Annotated in this window: 12 protein-coding genes and 3 pseudogenes; 5 read left to right on the top strand and 10 right to left on the bottom strand. The window is 68.7% G+C overall.

The features are described 5' to 3' along the window. Positions 1 to 48: 48 nt before the first annotated feature. The 6 genes from ACFWBY_RS34605 to ACFWBY_RS34580 all read right to left on the bottom strand — a co-directional run bounded on the left by ACFWBY_RS34605 (position 49) and on the right by ACFWBY_RS34580 (position 5,505). Positions 49 to 1,881, bottom strand: coding sequence for a hypothetical protein (locus ACFWBY_RS34605; RefSeq protein ID WP_385335672.1), 1,833 nt, complete (start codon positions 1,879 to 1,881; stop codon positions 49 to 51). After that, entirely contained in the window at positions 1,874 to 2,338 is a 465-nt protein-coding gene (locus ACFWBY_RS34600) for an ABC-three component system middle component 2 (RefSeq protein ID WP_385335670.1), read from the bottom strand. The genes ACFWBY_RS34605 and ACFWBY_RS34600 overlap by 8 nt, the downstream gene beginning before the upstream one ends. Beyond that, a complete protein-coding gene (locus ACFWBY_RS34595; protein ID WP_385335668.1) occupies positions 2,335 to 3,366 on the bottom strand; it encodes an ABC-three component system protein in 1,032 nt (343 codons plus the stop codon). The genes ACFWBY_RS34600 and ACFWBY_RS34595 overlap by 4 nt, the downstream gene beginning before the upstream one ends. Before the next feature lie 496 nt (positions 3,367 to 3,862). Then, entirely contained in the window at positions 3,863 to 4,579 is a 717-nt protein-coding gene (locus ACFWBY_RS34590; RefSeq protein ID WP_385335666.1) for a restriction endonuclease, read from the bottom strand. Between the two features lie 33 nt (positions 4,580 to 4,612). Beyond that, positions 4,613 to 5,293, bottom strand: coding sequence for a restriction endonuclease (locus ACFWBY_RS34585; RefSeq protein ID WP_385335664.1), 681 nt, complete (start codon positions 5,291 to 5,293; stop codon positions 4,613 to 4,615). Next, positions 5,293 to 5,505 (bottom strand): hypothetical protein, encoded by a 213-nt coding sequence (locus tag ACFWBY_RS34580; protein WP_382506935.1) that lies wholly within the window; start codon positions 5,503 to 5,505, stop codon positions 5,293 to 5,295. Before ACFWBY_RS34580 ends, ACFWBY_RS34585 begins: the two co-directional genes overlap by 1 nt. Before the next feature lie 564 nt (positions 5,506 to 6,069). On the opposite strand from ACFWBY_RS34580, the pseudogene ACFWBY_RS34575 reads away from it, so the two are divergent. From ACFWBY_RS34575 to ACFWBY_RS34565, 3 genes and pseudogenes are all read left to right on the top strand, one after another. Beyond that, a pseudogene (locus ACFWBY_RS34575) lies at positions 6,070 to 6,114 on the top strand (hypothetical protein); the annotation flags it as partial. Between the two features lie 277 nt (positions 6,115 to 6,391). Continuing rightward, a complete protein-coding gene (locus ACFWBY_RS34570) occupies positions 6,392 to 7,228 on the top strand; it encodes a hypothetical protein (protein ID WP_385335796.1) in 837 nt (278 codons plus the stop codon). 131 nt (positions 7,229 to 7,359) lie between these two features. Next, positions 7,360 to 8,337 (top strand): hypothetical protein, encoded by a 978-nt coding sequence (locus ACFWBY_RS34565; RefSeq protein WP_385335662.1) that lies wholly within the window; start codon positions 7,360 to 7,362, stop codon positions 8,335 to 8,337. Between the two features lie 280 nt (positions 8,338 to 8,617). On the opposite strand, the gene ACFWBY_RS34560 is transcribed toward ACFWBY_RS34565, so the two are convergent. Both ACFWBY_RS34560 and ACFWBY_RS34555 read right to left on the bottom strand, forming a co-directional pair. Further along, complete coding sequence (locus ACFWBY_RS34560) at positions 8,618 to 9,472, bottom strand: HNH endonuclease (RefSeq protein ID WP_385335660.1); 855 nt, start codon at positions 9,470 to 9,472, stop codon at positions 8,618 to 8,620. Then, positions 9,472 to 11,004, bottom strand: a complete 1,533-nt coding sequence (locus ACFWBY_RS34555) for an AAA family ATPase (protein WP_385335658.1) — start codon at positions 11,002 to 11,004, stop codon at positions 9,472 to 9,474. The genes ACFWBY_RS34560 and ACFWBY_RS34555 overlap by 1 nt, the downstream gene beginning before the upstream one ends. 721 nt (positions 11,005 to 11,725) lie before the next feature. Here ACFWBY_RS34555 and ACFWBY_RS34550 point away from each other — a divergent pair. After that, a pseudogene (locus ACFWBY_RS34550) lies at positions 11,726 to 11,974 on the top strand (GNAT family N-acetyltransferase); the annotation flags it as partial. 69 nt (positions 11,975 to 12,043) lie between these two features. On the opposite strand, the gene ACFWBY_RS34545 reads toward ACFWBY_RS34550, so the two are convergent. Further along, positions 12,044 to 15,283, bottom strand: a complete 3,240-nt coding sequence (locus tag ACFWBY_RS34545) for an NACHT domain-containing protein (RefSeq protein ID WP_385335656.1) — start codon at positions 15,281 to 15,283, stop codon at positions 12,044 to 12,046. A 258-nt stretch (positions 15,284 to 15,541) separates the two neighbouring features. Between ACFWBY_RS34545 and ACFWBY_RS34540 the strand changes: the two genes are divergently transcribed. Next, on the top strand, positions 15,542 to 17,092 hold the full coding sequence (locus ACFWBY_RS34540) for a serine/threonine-protein kinase (protein WP_385335782.1): 1,551 nt from the start codon (positions 15,542 to 15,544) through the stop codon (positions 17,090 to 17,092). 408 nt (positions 17,093 to 17,500) lie between these two features. Here the strand turns inward: ACFWBY_RS34540 and ACFWBY_RS34535 are convergent. Further along, a pseudogene (locus ACFWBY_RS34535) lies at positions 17,501 to 18,220 on the bottom strand (IclR family transcriptional regulator C-terminal domain-containing protein); the annotation flags it as partial. Positions 18,221 to 18,917: the final 697 nt, after the last annotated feature.

Raw genomic sequence — 18,917 nt, 5'->3', positions numbered from 1 at the left:
TCTGTCCATGAGCATGGCGAAGGCAGACGGGCCTCGGTGTTGAGGGGTTCACGGGAGGAAGCCAGGGCGGCCGTCGGCAGCGGTGAAGTTGTAGGTGGTGGCTTCAGAGAGAACACCGAGGGGCGGATCACCGTTCTCGATGATCACGGCCTGGCCTGGAAAAGCCAGCATGTCCTCATAGAAGCGGTCCACGACGGTGGATGTGATGCGCACGTCTGGTAGGTCGGGGTCCTCTGGGGTGTGCTTTACCGGTTGGCGGTAGGTGACCACCGGGGAGTCCAGGACCACGAAGCCGAGATGGGGAAGGTCTCGCTCGATACAGAAGCGGGCAAGGGACGTAGTGAAGGCTGAGTGCAGCACGGACCGCACGCCCTTGCCGCGGCCAGCGCGTGTGCGGCCACCGGCCCAGATCTCGGCGTTGTACTGGTCATACCCAGGGCTGTCGACGGCCGGCACGTCCCAACTGCTCAAGGTTTGCTGGAGGACCGAGTCGAAGTCGTTGACGACGCGTGCCGCGATGTACTCCGCGGGCCGGGTAGCGGGTACGGCTGCCGCTCCGTCGAGGCGAGAGCGCTTGTCCTCAAGTTCAGCGATCCGTGCATGCAGTTCCAGCCCCCGCTCGACCGCAGATCGTGCGTCCAGTAGTTCTTGAAGGCCCTCCCTGAGCGGGGCTAGCCGGTCCTCGGCTTCGGCGATGAGTTCGTCCAGCACCTCTATGTCACCCTTGACTACCTGCCAGGTACGGGCACCTTCTTCATGCTCCTGGGCGAGGTCCTCGATAGTCGGCAGGAGGTCGGCGAGCAAGGCGGTCGTCTTCTCGGCCTCAGCCTGCACGGCAATGTGGAGCTGCGTGGCCTCCTGCTGGCTGTGGCCGGGATGCTGGTGCTCAGGATCCGCTCCGCAAAAGACGCACGTTCCGACACGGAAGTATCCGAGGATGCTGCCGGCCTCGTTGACCATGACCAGACGCTCCAGATCGGAGCGGTACTGGTCCGCCAGCAGGCTGAACCGTCCCAGCAGATCGCTGACCTCGGTCAGCCTCTCGTCCAGTCCGGCAAGCCGACGGGCATGCGTCATACGCTCACGCACCGCTTCGCGGTGACCCTCATCGACCGCGCGCAGAGCGCTGCTCTGATCGCCGATGGAGACTTTGACTCGTACCAGGCGGTCCTTGAGCTCGCGCTCGGTCTCATCGGACTCAAGCTTCGCGGACAAGTCGAGCACGAGCTGGTCCAGGAGATTTATCTGCCCCCTATTGACACGCCGCTGTCCCGAGTTGGGCCCGGTATCGACGCTTGGATCTCCCTCCCCGGTCAGAAGGAACCGCATGACCGACATCTCGGCGGTACGCGTGGTGGTGGTGCCTGTGCGCAGGACCGGGGAAGGCATGGCAATCATGCGGTCCTCCGTGATCACGGACAGGTTCACAAGATCGGTCAGCGTCAGAGAGCGGGTGCCACCCGCTTCGTTCTTGCGCAGGAGCACCTCACCCAGGCCCATGGCGCGAATCACATAGACCGAGAGGCTGTTCTTGCTGCGGGCGTTGTGCACCGAGTTCACGATGGCGTCTGCCGGCCGGTAAACCAGGTCGCGTAAGTCCTCGTGATGCAGGTGCGTGGAGTTGGTGCCAGGGCGCCGGACGAGGGTCAGAGGGCTGCCGTCGGGCAGCAGCAGTCCGAGGAGGATCTGGGTGTAACCCTCGGCCTCCGGGACCACGGTCAGCTGTGCGCCGCCGAGCATGTATTCCACAGACCTGACGATGAAGGTCTTACCCGTGTCGGAGGCGCCGTAGATCGTCGTCAGCTCGGGGCCGAAGACGATCTGTGCTGATGGCTTGCCCGAGCCGGCGTAGGTGAGGTGGACCAACTGGAGACTACCCACGATGGCCCTCCATCGAACGAGAGCTGGAAGCGGGGGGAGTCGTGAGCAGAGACCGGGTCGTGCCGCGTACGTCGGTCTCCGGGGCCCACTGGTGGACGGCCCACTCGGCGCGCTCCCGCAGACGCAGAACGTACGGGGCTTCGAGAACATCAACGAATGCCGGGCCGCGTTCGGTGGCCCGGTAGACCAGGCCGGTCCCGTCAGCTTCGATTTCGGCCAGGCCGGCGCGGATGAGCACAAGAAGGCCCTGTTCGAGAACTGTGCGCTTCAGGCCGAGCTCGCCCACGCGCGCGGGCAGGTCTGGATGCAGGCTGGGCGGCCCGTCGAACTCTGCGCTGTGCAGCGCGGCGTGGTCCAAGAGTGCGAGCTGGGCCAGGTCCAGGGCATCGGGATGGCTCTCCGAGAGCAGCACGAGTGCCCGCACGCCGATCTCCAGCGGGCTGTTCAGCGGCTTCATAGCCCTTCTTCCTCACACCACGTGAGCTCGTCCTCGTTCGCCAGGTGATGACATACCCCGGTACGGTCCAGAGTTCTAACGTGCTGAGCGAAAACGGTCTGCGTCAGCCCGGCACTGATCGCTTGCGAGGTGACGGCCTGCAGCCGTTTCCACCCCGTGGGGTGGTCATCCCTCGCCACGTCGACCACGGCGTCGTATATGTCCTTGGCCAGAGCCTCGAAATGACCCGCGGGGTAAGCCTCCTCGCCAAAGCGGCGCAGTGACTCGGCACTGAAGAACGCTTCACGCTGGTGGCGCAAGTGCGGTCCAGCCGTCGGATGCTGCGCAATCTGGGCCGCCGTGCTGGCGGCACCGGGCCAGCGCTCGGCATAGACCTGGACAAGCTGCTGCACGTAGCGGGCCTCTCGGGGCACCGGGTTCTCAGGCGGTTCCATGACGGCTGGACGGGGTGGGGCTTCCGGTGGGAATCGCCTCACCCAGAAGTCAGTGGTTTTGTGCTGTTCAAGCATCTGTTTCATATTGACCGTCTGGAAAATCTCGAACGAGGTCCCCGCCGCCAACTCCTCTACCTCGCGCCTCAACCGTGGTCCCAGGTCTGTGATGACCTTGTCTGTGGTTTCACGCAGCGACGCCACGAAGTCCTTGCGGGTAGAGACCGGGCGTTGCAGAGCCTGGCTCAGGCTGGGGCCGATGGACGGGGCGACGAAGGTGTACCGCTCCGGCACAGTGAACTCACCGGTGACCACACCCGCGAACATCTTGCGGATCTCACCCGCGGCCGGACTCCAGGCCAACGTCCCCTTGTACCGCTTGCACTGGTAGTTGTGCCAGGAGCCTTCGAGCCCCTGGCGGGTGAGGAATGCAGCCACGTCGATGCCGTGGTCGCCCGCACCTCCCTGGCGCTCCACCCGGACGTACAAACTGTCCAGAGCGGGCACCCACTCCTCAACGAACTTCTCGAACTCGTCCGGGTCGTAGCCGAAAACAATCTTCTCAGGCGACGGCATGGCCGGAAAGTGCATAGCCATTGGATAGTTGAGGATGAGCGACGGGACATCTGCCCGGCTCTCTGCCCCCCGAGGTTCCTGACTCAGATCCAACATCTCCCCCTGAATTCCGCCGCCCCTTTGCCGCGATGGATCCACTAGGGGTACCACTGGCAGGGCCTTTTCGAGAAGACCACAGCCGAGTGAAGAAGTTCCAAGGACCGGGGTGCCGAGAGGCCGGAGGCGGATGACAGGTGTGGGTCGGCAGCAAGTCAGCTGGCGGCGTAGGGGCTCCTGGACCCTTCGAGGTTGAAGCGTCCCCGGATGCGGAGCTACAGCGTGCCCGGGATCTACCTCCCGACGTAAGACCGAACGGTGCGGCTCGGCCGTCAAGCCCCGCGTATCTCTGTGGCCCTGCCCCGCGCGGTCCTGATGCGCGAGGCGGCATCGGCAGTCACGGGCTTCAGCCTCGACCAATCCTGGGCCAGAGCTGCGGCGAGGGTACGCGGAGGTCGCCTGAGCCTGCTGTCCGGGCTGTTCACTGTGCCGAACTTGAGATGCCCAGGACCTCGTACAGGTGCTGGCCATGGGCCCACCGTTTGAGTTCAGGACGGCCCATGAGGATGAGGTCATGGTGGGCGGCGAAGGCGATCGCGGGCTGGGTGAAGCCGTTGAGGCCGATCATGATCGGGACGTCCGCTCCATGATGAGGGCGTGCTGTCCCGTTGAACATCTGCACATGTCCTGAGCCGACCGGGCTCTGATACTGCTTGCATTGCACGATCAGCAGCCGGTCCTCGTGATCGCGAGCGGTGACGTCCACGCCCAGGTCCCCGGCGCCTCCCACCCGCCGTGTGCCGCGAAATCCATCCCGGACCAGGAGGTCGGCGCACGCTTGCTCGAAGCCGGTCGAGCTCATCGCGGCGAGTTGCTTCATCCGGAAGGTCAGGATCTCAAGGTCGGCCGAATCCTCTGGTGAGGCGTCGAAGGCGTCGTCCGCACCGAGGTAGGTCCCGGCCCCGAGGGGAAGCCACCAAAGCAGCCTTCCGAGCAGGGCAAGCAGGCAGAGCGCACCGGCTGTGATGAGTCCGCTCCACCATGGGTGATCAGCGATCAGGCCACACAGGTCCACAGCGATCCAACGGCTGACGTCGGTGGTCAGCCAGTCCCACACCGTCTTGCCTATGGCGAGCGCAAGGATGGTGTACAGCAGGCACTTCAGCAGCGGGTCGAGAGACCCGTCTTCGTCGAACACCGAACCTCCCCGATGGCGATGACGGGCGTCTTGTCAGACGGCACGCCAGAAGCGGGCCCGGCACAACCTTGCCGACAGTCCAAGGAACTCGTGCACCGCGGCGCCGCTCTCGGCCCAGCGCAGGAGCCTGTCCCGGTCGACCCAGTGGACACGATGCAGATCTCCCCAGGCCATGGCGTCCCGGGTGAAGGAGCCGTTGGTGACGACGACGGCGTGATCCGCCCGGTGGACGGGACCTGCCGTTCCCTTCACCCCGTACATGACCGAAGCCCCCACCTTGCCCCCGACGCGCGTGTGTTTGGCCTGGACGACGATCCGACCACGGGTGGGGTGGTCACCGATCACGTCAGCTGCCTGATCGCCGCCCCCGCCCACGCGCCGCGCCACCCAGCCGTCCCGGATCAGCAGGTCCCGCAGCGCGTACTCGAACTGCCGGTTGTCCATGGCATCGAGCTCGGCCAGCATGATCCGCAGAACGGCCAGCCGTACCTCGTCACGCCGTCGCCCCCGCACACTCCGCACGATCCGCCACGCCCCGATAGCCCCCGCCAGCAGCACGAGGAGCAGGAGGAACGGCCACAGGTCCTCCAGCGCGTCGACCATCGTGGAGGCGGCCCGGAGCGCCAGGACCGTAAGGGCAAGGGCCACGACAGCGGCCGAGAGAATCTCGGCCGCGCCGCGTGGACGACGCAGAGCAATCGGCTTGCGCCCCATTAGCCGGCGGCAGGAGCGGAGACGGCTGGCTGGGGCTGGGCGGGAGGGGCCGGATCGGGCGCCTCCCCGAACCCGAACACCTGCCCCCATAGCCAGATGCCGGCCGCAAGGCCCGCGATCATCCAGCCGCTCATCCGCTTCGCGCCACCCGGCTTCGGATTGCGGCGGATGTGCTTGCGTACGTAGTGGAAACCATCCGGCGCCTTCGACATGGGTGTCCCTCCCGTCGGCGAGCCGTCCTCGACGACCCGTCTCTTGAATTGGTTTAGCAGCGACCACCGACAGAAATTGATGGATCATCACGGAACCCGGCTGGCCCGCGTCACCATCAAGCCAAGCCCTGCACGCAGCCCGATTACTTGCCGTATGTCCCCTTGAACTGGGCAAACCGGTCTACCGGCCCCGACCGCCACCTTCGCTCCGCCTTCGGTACTCGCCCCGGACGACCGTCCGCACTTCTCTCACCTGGGCGGAACCCGCAGCAAGGCGCTGGAGCTCATGGGCAAGGGATTGGCGAAAAGGGACAGGAACGCATACGGCGCGCCACCGCGTCCGGCACTACCCGGCAGACGGGTGTGCGACCTCCCCCTTCCTAGCCTTCCGCATCAGCAGGCACAGCTGGTCCTGTACGTCTTCGGGTTCGCGAACCTGGTGGCGGCCGAATGCCGCTATGGCACTCCACGTATCATCCTGATCGGCCTGGCCGGGCACGTACTGGTCTCACTGCTCGCCGAACGGCTCCTGTGGCTCCAGGTTGAACACGGCCCTGCCTCCACGTGAAGGTCTCGCTCCCACGCCCCACGGTCCAGGGAGACCTCACCGACACCGACTGCTACGCAGGCCAGCAGTACGCCCCACTCATGGACATGGACATGGACATGGACATCGGCCCGGCACCAGGCAGGGCCAGCCGGCATTCGCGAACACCTCCGGTGCCCGGCCGTGGCGCTCGATGCGGGAAGGGCCGGACCACGAGTGGCCGTCGAGTCCGTGCAGCGGCGAACGGGAGGCAAGGATTTGCGCCTGATACGGTCCAGACCACCCGCGTCACCTGTGTCGTCCCCGGCATCGGCGGTGACATAGGTGGAGGGAACTGGGATGAGCGGACTGCCTTCGAACAAGTACGGGGGTGTGTGCGCAGCCAGCCACTGCCACCTGTACGTGGAGCCCGGCGCCGGAGTACGGGTCCGGCTCGGGGACAGCTGGAAGGTGTACTGCCCCGCGGATGTTCCCGGACAGAGCCCCCTTGCGAACACCGCTGGCGTGACCTTGAAGCAGCCGCTCCACAGCCTCGCCCCACGGGGCGAGACGAACCGGTTCGCTGGTCTCTGCATGGAATGCTCGGTACCGGTCGCCGCGGGCGCAGCCACACTGACCCCCTGCAACGACGGAAAGCGCAGAGCCCGCTGCCCCGTATGCGAAGAGGTCGCCATCCGGTGTGAACGCTGGGATGAGAATGACCAGTACGGACAGGATCCGTGGATCACCGACATCATCCCGGCCGGCTGCTCAGCCACGATCCAGTTGCGCGTGCTGTCCCTGGACCGCGCATGTTGGAAATGCCACCAGACCACCACATGCGTGGTGGGTCTATATCCGCACCGTCCAGCCCCTACCGACCCGAGACCGAGGACGGTGAATGAGACCTCGCGCATCTGGCTGAAGGAACTGCTGGCCGGATCCGGGTACATACGCCTCGCCGAGTCGATCAAACCCCGGTGGAGCGGCACCCACGGCGCGAGATATCTGAGCAGCGGTTGCTTGCACTGCGATGCTCTCCAAGGAGACTTCCCCCTAGAGGAGGAGGCTTCCGACCTCGTGAGGGAGAAGGGAGTGGACGCTCTGCAGACTCTGCTAGTGGCAGAGGTGGCGACGCCGGTGTGGCAGCGGACCGTTCACGGCGAACGAGGAAGAGGCGACAGCCTTCTTGAATGAGGCCAACACCGGTGCCCGTGCCCGGCGTACCCAGACTGCCAGAGCAGCATCAGGAACCAAGAAGGCCTTCGAAAGCTCTGGAGTGCCTCAAATGAGTTACGGCGCGGGAGGGTCCGGCCGACTCTGACGGCATGACCTTACCCCGCCACATCGCGAGGTTCGCCGCCGAGCACCTGCGGCACGCCTGCCTGCCGCTCGGATTCGTTCTCAACGTCTGGGGCAACAGGCTGTTCGAAACCGCCAGCCCGATGCTCGGGGTGCCGTTGTTCCTCGGCGGACTCGTACTGGCCTTGTACGGTGTGAGAGCATTCAGGGGACTGGTCCATCGTCACCGTGCCCTGTCAAGGATCCGGGACTGGACGCGAGCGAAGCGGATCTCTCCCGTGTGGGTCCGCAGCTGGAGCACTTGCAAGACGTTTGCGTGGGGGCTGGCTGCGTTCTGGCTGTACATGTACGCCCTTCGCATCGGTGATCGGGTCCTCATGGACCCGGGCAACTCCACGGAGCATTTCTCCGACGCCGGCAGGCTGGCCTGGGGCTGGGGCCTGTTCCCCTTCCTGGCGCAGGCCACAGAACCCAAGGACTCTCCCTTGGAACGGCTGAGCTGGCGGATCTTGCGGGCCTTGTATAGCCGTACGCTGGCGAACACGATCGGCGTGTACGCCGCAGGCATCGCGATCTTCTCGGTACTGTTTCCCAAGCGGCCGGAGATGCTGATCCCCATAGCTGTCACGCTCGCAGCGGCCGTGATCGTAGCCGGACACAAGACCTGGACGAGGCTGCGGAAGCTGTGTACTCAGCTCTACGCCAACATCCAGGCCCTTCAACGGGATCTCGAAGCGATCACTGGCAGCGAGACACCCGGCACGAAACAGGACGTGGCGCGTCGGAGCTGGGATGCAGTGAAGCGGGATCTGCTGACGCGGATCGACACCGGGTACGGCTTCGGGACCCCCTTCCTGCCAGGCGAGACGGTAGACGAGCTGGGCGAGCGGGTCGGGAAGGCCATCGAAGCGCTTGAACACGAGCCGGTGGGCAGCGCGGAGATTCTTTCTGATCTCGCCATGATCCAGAAAGCCTGTGAAGACCGGATCGACTCTGTGGCCTGAAGCGGGTCGACATGTCTGGCGAGGCGCCAGTGTCACACGTACGGACCGATCTCAGCCGGACCGCTGACCGGTACGTGCATCCATCGCGGTTTCATGGTCCGTATTCGGCCGGGATACCCCGCCCTGGCACCCTTCGGCAGCAGCGGCTCCTGCGCCGCCACGGCCCATCCGTGGGATATCCCCGCCTCGTGAGCAATTCACAGCCCAAGATCCACCTTCGATAGGCGGCCTAGCTGTGCGGGCGGGTGATGGGCTCCGCTTTAGGGCCGTGTCCGGAGGCTCAGACACCGAATGCACCCTGGCAGAACAAGGCATCGTTGGCCAGGGCTCGGTAGGTGACTCCCATCCAGCTGTTGGGGCGTTTGCTGAGCGAGCTGGTCGCGCCTGTGCGCAGGTGATCGCGCACGGAATCCGTTCCGCCGGAGTCCAGGAGCTCAGGGAGCTGGCCTCGGATTTCACCGATGAATCTGTTGGCCTGGACGGCGTAGGTTCTCCGGAGCCCGAACAGTTTGAAGTGGTTTTGGGTGCGAGCGGCCAGGACCTGGTCCCAGTCAAGGGGAGGGGAGACGAAGAACTCCAGGCGTACCGAACCGTCCTCGTGGACCACCTTGGCGTCGAGCCACCCTTGACCGTCGATGCGGTCCAGATAGGGGTGCAGGGGGAGCTCCTCGAGCGAGGCGGCTCGCTTGTCGGACTTCGCCTTGTTGCAGTCCGGACAGGCCGGTATGAGGTTGAGCGGGTCCACGCAGAGGGCCGGATAGCTGCTCTTGGGTAGGAAGTGGTCGAGCTGACTGACGATCCCGTGGCCGCACAGGGGACACCGTTCGTGTTCGGGCGCGCTCATCAGCTGGTTGTAGATGGAGCGGCCGGGGCCGGCGACCATGCCGTTCTGGTAGATCCAGCTGACGGGTCTCTCCTCGTTGCTGAAGCCAGGGATTTGGAACTTCTCGGGCTCCAGGGTGTGCAGGGTCTGGTCGGCGGCTGCGGTTCGGAAGTCCTCGCCGGCCGTGTGGACGGCGTCGGCCGCTGCGATCAGCCGGCTGTGCCGCTTCTGCTCTCCCATCTCCTTGGTGAGGGAAATGCAGAGTTCGTAGCTGTCGCGGGCGCTGTGACCGGGAGGGTCCAGAGGCCACATCAGATGTCCTCGCCTGCCGCTTTGTCCGCCAGGAGAATCCGGACGAGCCCCTTGGCCTCCCCACCGAGCTGCCCGCTGAACCGAGCCAACACCTCCTGGTAGGAGTCCAGTTCCCGAACGGCTTGCAAGATCTCGGCATGGAACCCGGAGTCTTTGACCTCCAGTCCGAATATCTCGTGGGTGAGTACACCGACGTTCTCTCCGAATGTCTCGATCTCGGGCCGCTCCACCCGCCGCCCGATCTTCCAGACACAGGACCGGGGTACCTCCTGAAGGAGGACAGGAGAGTGGGTCGCCACGATCGCGACGGCGTTGCGGTCGGTCAGCAGGCTGGAGAGGGCTTTGACGAAGGAGGCGAGCAGCGGCGGGTGCAGGTGCCCTTCCGGCTCGTCGAGGAGGACGAGGGTCTGCTGGTTCACAAGCTCCGTCAGCCGGGTGATGGTGAGCAGCACGAGGGCGTGGCCGGAGCTGAGTCCCTTGAAGATCGCGATGAGCTCGTCGGGCGGTACGCGGTCTGACCTGCCCCTCATGTGCGCCTCGTCGTTGCGGAGAAGGCCCGCGTAGCCGTGAACGGGTGACTCCGCGAAGACGGGGTCGTGCTTGAGCATCTGAAGAATGTGGAGCCACCTGTGAGCCCAGCCCGCTCGTGCAATGGCCTCGACGCTGGTGGCGAACTCGGAAGCCAGTTCATCACGTGTCTTGGGCTCCCCGCTGTCAGCCAGCAGCCCCACAGACACGTGCTTGATCGCGAAGGGGGACGTCGCGGTGATGGCGGTGACGCGATCGAAGGCACTGAAGGATACGGAGACAACGGTGGCGAACGGTTGGTCATCCGGGGCCTGCGTCAGTTCGTAGCCCATGCTGGCGACGGCTATTTCCGGACGGTCTCCGTTGACCACGGCCTGTGCCATGTCGTGAAGAAGAGTGGTTTTTCCAACTCCGTTGCGGCCGATCAGGACATGAACGTTACTCGGGGGCGCAGAGGCGGGGTCGACATCGAAAGTCAGCAGCGACGGCGGGCGCGAAGCGTGGGACCGCGCGACGTAGGCGAAGCTGTATTTCGTGAGGCGGTCGAGGCCGCGGGCGATGTGTCTGTACTGCCCCAACAGCGTTTGCTGATCGACTGAGCGCAGAAGCGAGCTCCGTGTCACCTCCTGGGGCAGTGCGTTGTTGGTGATCCGGACGTCGAAGGCGATGTCACACAGGGCAGAGAGCAGGGCTTGGCGTTTTGCCGGCCCCAGGGCCCGGATGTTGTCGTAGTAGGTGTCGTCCTGGCCTGCCGAGAAGAACACCTTGGGGTCGAGGTCGGACAGTTCCCCAGGAGGCAGCGGATGACCGCCTGGCTGCTGGCCGACGCAGCCGATCTTTACGCGTCCGATCAGTTGAGGCATGGCGCCGTACGTCTCTCTGAAGAAGAGGTCGTAGCTCGTATGGAACCCGTAATCGTCCCAGTCATTGGGAAGGAGGATCGCTCCGGCTGAGCTCGTAACTACCTCCGGACGGCTCGTCAAATGGCCGACGTGGATGCGCACGGGGTCCTCCGGGGGTGGCGTCGGCGCGGCGGCCGCGCTTCCCCGGCACTCTAGTCGCCCCCTCGAATCCAGAGTCGCTAAAGGCAGCCACGGCATCCCATGCCGACCGGCACTTCCCTTCTCAAAACGGACAAGATCTCCGACTCTCTGTGAAGGCAGGCGCAGACAAGGCGCAACAGCGCGGCGAGAAAGCGCAACGCGCCCCACAGCGCATATTCGTCGCCCCCAACGCGTCGCTACGCTCCGTGGCCGCCGACCTGCCTCCCACGCGGACGCGGACCCGGCTGGCCGTGCCCTGTTTAGATGGCTGGGAGGCCAGGACAAGGGCGGGTTCCCGGCTCGCCAGACATGCGGACGTGCTCGTGCGCGATCAAGGCCGCTGACCGCTTGTCGCTGCGCAGGGAGAGTGGCGTAGCGTCTTCGGAGTGGTCGGCAAGGCCGCGAACCCTTCCTGGAAGGTGATGTTGAAGCCAGGAAGACCGAGAAGAGCCTGGCTGGGGGCAGCGAGGAACGACTCCACAGAAGCGCTGACCAGCAGCGTGGGAAGTGATCTTGAAAGACGCGGGAACTTGAGTCCGTAAGGCGTTGCAAAGCTGCAGGTCGACGGAAACAGTCGGTTGGCCACAGAAGGTCGAAAGACCATCCGGCCCCCTGCGAACAGCAAGGGGCCGGACTTGTTTCACGGCTCCTCGTCGAGGCGATCGAGGAGCGCCGCGCTCGGGAGGAGAACGCGGTCGACGCCGACGCCCACGGCCGGGCCGTCGGGCGGGCGCTGACCACCGCTCTGATCGCGGACGCCCGGGCAGCCGGGATCGAGGTCCTCACCCTGGACGCACGCGGTGACAACACTGCTGCCCTGAGGCTCTACGCAGCCCTGGGCTTCACCGAGCATGGGCGGCTGCCCGGCTTCGTGGCCGTCGGCGAGCGCCGGTACGACAAGGTGTTCTGCATGCCGGACTTCCGCCGGTAAGCGGCGCGCCGGAGCTGTTGCGGGAGCGGTTCGCGCATCGTGGAACGGTGGATGCCGCCGCCCCCGGTCTCAGTCGTCGGCGGTGTAGACGCTCATGTGGGCGGGCAGGGCGGCCCTGCCGTGGACCTGGGCGGCGGGAAGGTCGATGTGGAACTCGCGCAGGGCGGACATCTGCACCAAGGGCGAGACGTCGATGTCGTCCTCTCCCTTCAGCATCCCCTGGTACTCACAATAGGCAAGGCCGGGAAACGAACGCGGCAGCCGGTCGATCACCTGCTGCGCGACCCGTCCATCGTCGGGGTCGTGGAGGTGCAGATCGGTGACTCCCTGCAGGACCGCGTCAGCCGGGAGGGTCTCGAAGGAGAGCGCCTCCAAGGAAAGGATTCCGAGGACCGGCAGGCGGGACAGCTCCTGCCAGTCCTCGGCCGACGCCACTCCGGTGAGGCTGAGGGTGGCGAGCTCGGGGTAGCGGCCCAGTCCCCTGAGCCCCTGCTCCGAAGGGACGCGAACCGCCAAGAGAAGGTGCCGCAGGGGCGCGCGCGGATGAAGCGCCTCCGGAGACCAGTCACGGGGCAGGGAGCCGACGATCCGGAGGTACGTTAGCTCCGCCAGCCCCTCCAGCGGGCGCAGGTCCACGGCCGCCGAGGACTGGATGTCCAGCTCGCGGAGCGGAAGGGCGGCGAGGGAGGAGAGGTCGACGAGTGCGGGGCAGTGCGCGGCCGTGAAGGACCTGAGCTCCGTCTGTCCGGCCAGGAATCCCAGATCCACGACCGGGTGCTCCGCGAGCCTGAGCTTGGTCACCGTGCGACGGGAGAGGTACGAGCCGAGCGCCTCCGTGGACACGGAGGCCCTGACGTCCAGGGAGTCCGCGCGCACTCCCAGACGCTCCAACTGGCGCAGCTGTTCGTCCGAGGTGACGGTGTAGTCGAGTCCGGCCGGGTCCAGCCGCGCGATGATCTCTTCCGCGTACCGCACGGTCTCGAAGCGCGACCAGGCCCACACGAGTTGGCTGCGCACCGCGAGGTAGTGGTGCCCGGCGTACCCGCTCAGGAACGGCAGGGCCGCATCGGAGGCAACGCGGGAGGCGGCGACCGCCGTGTAGTACGCCTCCATCTCGCGGAGCCCTGAAGGGCCGGGCAGGAGGTCCAGGATCAGCGGACCCACGTCCCCGAGCGCGCGGGCCTCCGCATCGCCGCGCGGCGGGATCAGCCTCCCGGTGCGCTCCTCCACGGCCTCGCGGACGGACGGCTCCAGCGTCGTGGCGTGTTCCAGGCAGGCGGCGGCGAGCAGGTAGACCCGGGAGCGGATCCGCTCCTTCTTGCTGCGATCGCCGAGGGCGAGCAGGTCCTTGAAGATCGTCACGCGTTCGCGGGGCCGGGCGAGCGCGACCGCCATGCGGATGACGTCCTCCCACTGGTCGTCGGCGGCGTGCGCGGCGAGGAGGCCGAAATCGCCCTCCTCCACTGCCGCCCGCGCACCCAGGAAGTCCTGGAAGGTGCGGTGGACGAAGTCCACGGTTCCCGGCGCCGGTTCACGCAGCAGCCCGCTGCGCTGGAGGAAGTGCTCGAATACGGTCGCCGCGTCACCCAGGGCGGCCGCCTCCGGAACGGCGGGCAGGGCCCGGCCGATGATGCTCTCCGCCTGTGAACGGTCCATCTCCGTACGGCCGTTCTTGATGAGCCAGTAGGCGAGCCGCTGGAGCAGGTCGAGCTGCGGCTCCTCCCGGAGGTCGGGAACGGCCATGTCGCGTTCCCGGTCCCGCCGGCTGATCAGCATCGACAGCGCGGCCTCGTACAAGTCCCTGCGCCCGTGCGGTAGATAGCCCCTGCGGTCACGGTGCAGTGCGCAGATCAGCCCGCACATCAGCGGGTTGGTGGCCAGCCGCCCGAGATCGCCCTTCGTGCGGACGGCGGTGCGCAGCTGTTCCTCGTACGCGTCGAGCGCGGCGTCGTCGCAGGCCTCGCCACGGGCGGCCGTGTGCCAGCGCCCGATGAAGGTGGCGACGTCGGCCGGCCCCATGGAGGACAGCGTCAGTTCGCGGAACCCGTCCTCGGCGAGCCAGTCCTGGCCGACGGCCGACGGCCGCGAGGTGACCAGCCAGCGGTTCCCGCCGTCGTAGGTGTCGATCAGGTCCCGCAGCCAGCGGCGGGTCCGCTCCCGCTCGGGCTCGGGGACCTCGTCGATGCCGTCCACCAGCACCAGGCCCCGCCCGGCGGCGAGGACCCGGTGTTCCCAGCCGGCCGGCTGGGAGCCCGAGAGCGGGCAGCCCGTGGCGGTGAGGAAGTCCTTCGGGGTGGGTAGCTGTTCGCCGTGGCGGGTGAGCGTGCGCAGGGGGAGTACGAAGGGCACGCGGTTGTGGAGGTACACGGGCCGGTCCGCGCGGTCCTGCTGCGCGGCGGTCACGGCCAGCCACTGGACGAGCGTGGTCTTGCCCGAACCGGCTTCGCCCCGCAGGAGGACGCGCGGCGTGTGGGCCAGTACCTGGTCCGCGGGCTGGGGTTCGGGCGGGTGGGCCACGGCGTTCCGGAGGGCGAGCCAGTCCGGCGCGTGGCCGGCCGGGTCCGCCTCCGGTTCCGCGGGCGCCGACGGCGGGGGCTTCCCCGCCGCGACGGCCTCCAAGCTCAGGTACGCCACGTCCAGCGGCCACCGCGTGGGGGAGTTGCCGAGGTCGATCCCGTAGATGGTGAGCTTGCCGTGCTTCTTCGCCACGTACGGCAGGTACGTCGCCTCGAAGACGGCGTCCGCCGCCTCCGGCAACGGGGCGCGCCGCAGCAACTCGTCTGTTTTGGCGGTCAGTTCGTCAATGGCGCGGGTCTGACGGACCAGTGCGTGGGCCGTGAAGGTCTTGCGCTGGGTGAAGAACTCCAGGATGTGCAGGGCGGCCACGCCGACCAGGGCCTCGTAGAAGTACGTGGCGTCGGCGGACAGATGGCGCTCCGGGTGGCCGCCCGCGCGGCGCAGCTCGCGGGCGAAGGCCTCCGGGCCGAGGCGTACGGCGTCGACGTCCGTGATCGTGAGGTCGCCGAGGGCGTGCAGGGTGGCGGCGAGGGCGTCGGTGACGGCCCCGTGCTCGTCCGCCGGAAGGCGGCGCCCGCCCGTGCGCAGGGCCTGCTGCACGAGGGTGCCGGCCAGGATGCGCAGGTCGGCCTCGGTGAGGGTGCGCTTCTCGCCCCGGAACGAGACGTAGCCGGAGAGCCGGACGGGCTTGTCGACCAGGCCCGCTCCGGGGCCGTCGGCGACGAAGAACTTCTTGACGATCGGGCCGACGACGGCCGATGCCAGCCGGATCCCGATGGCTGTGGGTTCCATGCGTGCCCCCCGTAGAGCTGTGACCGGTCCCGGGACGATCTTAAGGCGCGCGCCACGGGCGCCGCCGGGGTACCTGGTGTTGCGGCCCGGTGGAACTACCCGGCACAGCACTGACGAAGAGTGGGCGGCGGGGCGGGCTGCGGCATCATGGGCCCGGGACCAGGTGTTGGGGAGGACGCAGTGCCACAAGACGAGTCGCGCGGCAGTGTCGTGGTGGCCGGGCGGTACCGCCTGCAGGAGAGGCTGGGCCGGGGCGGGATGGGGACCGTCTGGCGGGCCCGCGACGAGCTCCTCGGGCGGCCGGTGGCCGTCAAGGAACTCCACTTGGGAGAGGGTGATCCGGACGGCGTCGCCGCCGGAGCGCTGCGCGAGGCGCGTGCCGTGGCACACGTGCGCCACCCCCATGTGGTGGTGGTCCACGACATCGTCGAACACGACGGGCGGCCCTGCATCGTCATGGAGCTGGTCGACGGCGGTTCGCTCGCCGAGCTGATGGCCGCCGGGAAGACGCTCACCCCGGTCGAGGCGGCCCGGACCGGTCTCGCCCTGCTCGGCGCCCTGACCGCGGCGCATTCCCGGGGAGTGCTCCACCGGGACGTCAAACCGGCCAACGTCCTGATGGAGGCGGGCACCGGCCGGGTCGTGCTCACCGACTTCGGCATCGCCCGCCTCTCCGGGGCCACCACCATCAGCGAGACGGGGGCGTTCGTCGGCTCGCCCGAGTACACCGCTCCCGAACGGATACAGGGCGCCGAGGCCGGCCCGGCCAGCGACCTGTGGTCGCTCGGCACGCTGATGTGCGCCGCGCTGACCGGGGAGTCGCCCTTCCGTCGCGACTCGCTGGGCGGCATCCTGCACGCCGTCGTCTCCGGCGAGATCCGGCCGCCCGCTCAGGCGGGTCCGCTGCTACCCGTCATCCGGGGACTGCTGGAGCGGGACCCGGAGCGCAGGATGGGGGCGGCCGAGGTCGACCGTCTGCTGTCCGCCTACCTGGCCGGCGGCAGCCACCAGCCCGCCGACCGGATCCCCGTATACGCACCCGCACGCGGCTCGGGCTCCGGCCCCGAAGCGGCCCCGGGATCCGAGGGGTTGACGGCGCCTGCCGTGCCCCCGCGCCCGACGGCCAGGCAGCTCGTCGCGACCCGCCCGGGCCTGCGCACGGGGCTGATCGCGGCCGTACTGGTCCTCGTGGCGACCGGGACGGTGGCCGGTGCCTCCTTGCTCGGCGGCGAGGACCCCGCGCGCGGGCAGCGGCGGGAGGCGGCGGCCGGCGCTGCCGCCACGCCCGCGCAGGCGACCCCGTCCCGGAGCCCGGTGGGCGCGGCCTCGGCCGGGACGCCCGGCGCGCTGCCCCCCGGCTACCGGACCTTCGCCGACCCGCAGGGCTTCGCCATCGCCGTACCCGAGGGGTACCAGCGGGCCACCGACGACCAGCGGGTCTTCTACATCTCCCCGGACGGCGCCTTCCGCGTCGGAATCAGGGTGAAGATGCCGGTCCCCGGCGGCCCGCTCGGCGTGATGCGCCAGTCCCACGCGAAGGGCCCGGACACCAACCCCGGCTACCACGACGGCACGGTGGTATCGACGACTCGCAACCAATTCCCGGCAGCGCTGTGGGAGTTCACCTGGGACGGCTTCACCCCGGCGGAGGGCGCCCGGCACACCTACGACCTCTGCTGGGACGAGAACGGCCGGATGTACGACATCTGGGTCTCCGCGCCCGTCGGCCGGCTCGCCGAGGCGAAGCAGCACTTCGACACCGCCGTGGCCACCTTCGTCACCGGCACACCGGGCACCGTCGCGCCCTGACACCGGTCAGGTCCGCAGCACCACCAGACCCTCCGCCGTCCGCAGGCTGCCCGGTACCAGCGGGGCGAAGGTGCGGGGGAGCGCCAAGCCGGGGAGCCCGCCGTCCGGCGGCGCCTGCGGCGCGTCGAAGAGGTACGCCGCCCCCGAGGCGCTGTCGCTGACCAGATGCGGTCCCGCGGTCCCGTCCGCGGGCCCCTCCCCGCCGGACCCGCCCGTCCAGGCCGCCCGGCCCGCCGCCCGGCCCAGTGGGGTCCGGAAGACGCTGCGCAGGTGCCGCAGCGTCTCCGCGGTGACGGGCACCGGCCCCTGCGCGGGCCCCGGGACCGCGGCCCGTACCTCGGCGGCGTCCGCGGGGTCCGCGGTGGCGTCCAGCGCGATCGCGGTGGCGTCCGGCGCGATCGCCCCCGTCAGCAGCAGCGCCAGCAGCACCGGGACCGCCTTGCGCCGCAGCGCCTCGGTGGCCCGGCCCAGCCGGTGCGCGTGCGCGCCGGGCAGCGACAGCGCGAGGCTTCCGGCGCCGTCGCCGAGCGCGAGGGGAACCGCCGCGCAGACCACGCCGGGCGCGTATTCGAGCAGGTCGAAGACGGGGGCTCCGGGTGCCACCGCGTCCAGCGCCGTGAAGAGGGCCCGGCTGTCGGTGATGGTCCGCTCGGTGAGCCGCGCCGGCCGGTGCCGGGCGACGTGGTCGACCCGGCCGTCGTGGTCGAGCTGGCTCAGCAGGCATTTGCCCACCGCGCTGGCGTGCGCGGCGTCCCGGAAGTCCACCCACTCCCGGACGGGCGGGGTGCCGGGCCCGTCCGCCATCTGGGTGATCCGGACCTCGCCCTCCGTGTACCGGCTCAGGTACACGGCAGCGCCCGCGCTGTCCCGTGCCAGCGCCAGCGTGCGCTGCAACTGCGCGGACAGTCCCCGCCCGTCCGGGGCCGAGAGCCGGTCGAGGGCAGGTCCGGGGGCGTACACGCCGACGCCGGGACGGTACGCGTACCCCTCCTCGCAGAGCATCGACAGCAGCGGCCCGAGCTCCGCCCCGGCCAGGCCGGCCTCCTGCCCCAGCAGGCCCGCCCGCACTCCGAGCGGCCGCCGTTCGAGGACGCGCACGACGGCCAGGGCGCGCCGCGCCTGCGCCAGGGCCTCGCCCCCGCCGGGCTGTACGACGGTCCCGCGGGCGGCGGCCGTCAGCGCGGGGTGGCGCAGCGGGCCCGCACCGGGCCGGGGCCGGGGCGCCGGAGCGGCCGGCGGCAGGAACGCGTCGAGCGCCCTGCACACCCCCGGGCGGGGCAGCGGCACCGGGCCCAGGTCGGGATCGTCGATCTGGTCGACGTAGCGCAGGACGGCCGCTTGCGCGCACAGCCGGACCTCCCGCAGATCCCGGTGGCCGCGCGGCCGGAAGCGGTGGCGGCCCAGTTCCCGCGCCCAGACCCGGGCGTCGTGGTGCTCGCCGCGCCGGGAGTGGTCCAGGAAGAGGCAGTACGCCGCGTGCGCCGTCCGGGTCCCACCGGACCCGGCGGCGAACTGCCACCAGAAGCGGGCCCCTTCGCGCAGACCGGCCAGGTGCAGCAGGCAGCCGAAGACCACGGCTCCGGGCAGGTCGGCGTGGCCGCCGCTCTCGAACGCGTCGAGCCGCTCCCTGGCACCGCGCGCACACACCGAGGCCAGGCACGCGGCCTTGAGGTCGCTCCGGGCCCGCTCGGAGTCCAGCGGGAGGTCCCGTGAGGGATCGCTCCAGCCCGGCGGGGGGGGGGGGCGGGCGGGGCGCGCCGCCGGCGCGGGGGGGGGGCCGGGTGGGGGCGGGGGGGCGTCGGCGGGCCGCGCGCCGGCGCCGGCC

The organism is Streptomyces sp. NPDC060049 (assembly GCF_042736715.1).
Lineage (GTDB): Bacteria > Actinomycetota > Actinomycetes > Streptomycetales > Streptomycetaceae > Streptomyces.
This window is presented reverse-complemented; position numbering and strand designations above follow the sequence as displayed.